The sequence below is a fragment of the Mesorhizobium sp. M1E.F.Ca.ET.063.01.1.1 genome, assembly GCF_003998155.1.
Taxonomy (GTDB): Bacteria; Pseudomonadota; Alphaproteobacteria; order Rhizobiales; family Rhizobiaceae; genus Mesorhizobium.
Genome location: NZ_RZSC01000666.1, coordinates 1 through 3,245, shown reverse-complemented (window position 1 = coordinate 3,245; position 3,245 = coordinate 1). Strand labels below are relative to the sequence as shown.

Sequence of the window (3,245 nt, the reverse complement as noted above, 5' to 3'; positions counted from 1 at the left end):
CGTCAGCGGCGCGCCGAAGATGCCCGCGCGCGACTTGAACGAATTCATGATGACCAGGATCACCGGGAACAGCGCGATCACCGTGTAGGTCAAAAGGACGGCATGGGCGCCGATGGTGCGGGGAAGCGAACGGGTGGCTAGGCTCATTGGAAAGTCTCCTGACGAGCTGCTTGTCCAGAGGATCGTGCCAAGGCACCCCCCTCTGTCCTGCCGGACATCTCCCCCTCAAGGGGCGAGATTGGCAGCGTCGATGACGCCGCCCGTTCTGCTGCGTCGAAAATTGGCGAAGGCGGCGATGACGTCCAATCTCCCCCCTTGAGGGGGAGATGGCCGGCAGGCCAGAGGGGGGTAGCTAGGCGCACCATCTCAGACCCTCAGAACTGATACCGACGCAGGCGCGTCTGGACGAGGAACAGGTAGACGCAGACGCCGGCAAGGATGATCAGGAACATCATCGTGGCGATCGCTGCGCCTATGTTCGGGTCGCCGACCTGGAGCTGGAAGCCGAAGAAGGCGCGGTAGAGGAAGGTGCCGAGGATGTCGGTCGAATAGTTCGGCCCGGCGAGCGCTCCTTGCGCGGTGTAGATCAGGTCGAAGGCGTTGAAATTGCCGACGAAGGTCAGGATCGAGATGATGCCGATCGATGGCAGGATCAGCGGCAGCTTGATCTTCCAGAACTGCGCCATGCCGGTGACGCCGTCGCATTCGGCCGCCTCGATCACTTCGTCGGGGATCGACAAGAGTGCTGCATAGATCAGCATCATCGGGATGCCGACGAACTGCCAGACCGAGACCAGGCTGAGCGCGGTCAGCGCATATTGCTCCTTGCCGAGCCACGGCGTGAACAGGCTCTTCAGCCAGACGAAGTCGAGCAGATGCGGCGCCACGCCCCAGATCGGCGACAGGATCAGCTTCCAGGCGAAGCCGACGATGACGAAGGACAGGATCGTCGGCACGAAGATCGCCGTGCGATAGAAGGCGGCAAACCTGAGCCTCGGGCTGGAAAGAAGCGCCGCCAAAAGGATGCCGATCGGGTTCTGCACCAGCATGTGGATGATGAAGAACCAGACGTTGTTCCTGAGCGCGTTCCAGAAATTCACCGACCAGTTGGGGTCGCCGAACAGCGTGCGGAAATTGCCCAGCCCGACGAAGACCTGGGACTGCTCGATGTTGCGGAACAAGGAGAGCTGCAGCGTGCCGAACAGCGGCAGGATCATGACCGCCGTGTAGACGAGCACAGCCGGCGCCAGGAAGACGCCGATATGCCAGCGGATCGGTCTTTTCGGTCGTGTTTGTGCGGCCATGAGTTTCGGTCTCCGCCGTCTCTCGGTTCCAGGTCGGATGATGCTAGCTGATGCCTCGATGCACGGCCTGATTGTCCCCATCAGGGGAGGACAAGGCCAGCGACTGCGCGGCTCCGTCTTCCCCGCAAGGTGAGGGTAAGACCGAGAGGCGGCGCCGACAATCGCTATCTAAGAACGGTCCGAATGCCGGCCGGGCGTGCGCCCGGCCGGCTCGATGGCAAAGGTTACTTCGCCGGCTTGTACCAGCTGTCGAGGCCGTCCTGCACCTTCTTGGCCGCGGCTTCCGGCGTGTCGGTGCCGTTGATCACGTTGGCCGATTCAACCCAGGTCTCGTTCTCGAGGTTCGGCGTGCCGCGCGACAGGATCTGGTAGGTCGAGCGGATCGTCGACTTGCACTTGCCGCGCCAGGAGACGAATTCCTGCGCCAGCGGGTCTTCCATCTTCACCGGCGTGCTGTTCAGGCTGAAGAAGCCCGGCAGCGCGTTGGCGTAGATGGTGGCGAAGTCCGGCGAGGCGACCCAGGACAGGAACTTCTTGGCTTCTTCCGGATGCTTCGATGCCGCGTTCAGGCCCATGCCGATGTCGGTATGGTCGGAGATGTAGCAGGTGTCGCCGGCCTTCTGCACCGGCGGCGGGAAGGCGCCCATCTTGAACTGCGCCTGCGTGTTGAACAGGCCGATCTCCCACGAGCCGGCCGGATAGATGGCGGCGCGGCCGAGCGTGAACAGGTTCTGGCTGTCCGGATAGGTCTGCGCCTCGAAGCCGTCGCCCAGATAGGGCTTCCACTTGGCCAGTTCCTTGTAAGGCTCGACCCACTGCGGATCGGTCAGCTTCTGCTCGCCCTTGATCAGGGCCGCGCGGCCTTCCTCGCCCTTCCAGTAGTTCGGGCCGATGTTCTGGTAGCCCATGGTCGCGGCTTCCCAGAGGTCCTTGGTGCCCATAGCCATCGGGATGTAGGTGCCGTCGGCCTTGATCTTGTCGAGCACGGCGTAGAACTCTTCATTCGTGGTCGGCACCTTGAGGCCGAGCTTGTCGAAGGCGTCCTTGTTGTAGATGAAGCCGTGGATGACCGAGGCCATCGGCACGCAGAAGCTCGACTTGCCGTCGTCGGTCTGCCAGGCCGCCTTGGCGACGGCCGAGAAGTTGTCCATGCCGGGCAGCGAGGTCAGGTCGGCGAGATTGCCCTTCTTGAACAGCTCCAGCGACTTGTCGAACGGGCGGCAGGTGATCAGGTCGCCCGCCGAGCCGGCGGTGAGCTTGGCGCCGAGGGCCGCGTCGTACTCGGTCGGCGCCGAGGGCGCGAACACCACCTTGATGCCCGGGTTCTTGGCCTCGAAGGCCGGGATCAGCTTGTCCTTCCAGATGGTCAGGTCGTCGCCGCGCCAGCTCTCGATGTTGAGCGTTACGTCGTCGGCCAGAGCGATCCCGGTGGTGCCGAGAATGCTCGTGCCGAGCAGCAGTGCCGTCAGTAGTTTGGTCGTCATCTTCAGTCTCCCTGTTGACCTTTTTCAGGTTCGGTTCTGATGAGAACAGAGGCTAGCGCCGCTTGCTCCCCTCGATCGCGGAAAGCGCAGGCCGAAGCTTCTGGCCCGATCCTTCCAGTATCTTCTCGGCCGCGTCGGCGTTGGCAGCGCCGGCGGCGAGCAGAATGGCAGTCTTGACGACGCCGCCGCTCTCTTCGAGCAGGCGCGCCGCGTCGTCCCGGCTCCGCCCGGTGATGGCGGCGACCATGCGCACCGCGCGGTCGCGCAACTTGATGTTGTCGGCGGTGAGGTTGACCATGTAGCCGTCATGCACATGGCCGAGATGAATGGCGGTCAGCGTCGACAGCATGTTGAGCGCGATCTTCTGCGCGGTGCCGGCACCCATGCGCGTCGAGCCGGCGATCAACTCCGGCGGCGTTTCCAGCAGGATGGCGACATCGGCCTCACCGAACAGCGG

Annotated in this window: 2 protein-coding genes and 2 pseudogenes; all 4 read right to left on the bottom strand. The window is 63.5% G+C overall.

The annotated features are described in order from the left end of the window. Positions 1–147 (bottom strand): annotated as a pseudogene (locus EOA29_RS44090) (carbohydrate ABC transporter permease); the annotation flags it as partial. A gap of 227 nt (positions 148–374) precedes the next feature. After that, on the bottom strand, positions 375–1,304 hold the full coding sequence (locus tag EOA29_RS30215; protein ID WP_126090643.1) for a sugar ABC transporter permease: 930 nt from the start codon (positions 1,302–1,304) through the stop codon (positions 375–377). Between the two features lie 224 nt (positions 1,305–1,528). Continuing rightward, on the bottom strand, positions 1,529–2,788 hold the full coding sequence (locus tag EOA29_RS30210; RefSeq protein WP_127222030.1) for an ABC transporter substrate-binding protein: 1,260 nt from the start codon (positions 2,786–2,788) through the stop codon (positions 1,529–1,531). A gap of 52 nt (positions 2,789–2,840) precedes the next feature. Beyond that, positions 2,841–3,245: pseudogene (locus EOA29_RS30205) on the bottom strand (N-acetylmuramic acid 6-phosphate etherase); the annotation flags it as partial.

What these genes read in the sequence shown, in the direction of transcription:
- EOA29_RS30215 (WP_126090643.1), bottom strand. Translation starts at nt 1,304, where the DNA reads ATGGCCGCACAAACACGACCGAAAAGACCGATCCGCTGGCATATCGGC.
- EOA29_RS30210 (WP_127222030.1), bottom strand. Translation starts at nt 2,788, where the DNA reads ATGACGACCAAACTACTGACGGCACTGCTGCTCGGCACGAGCATTCTC.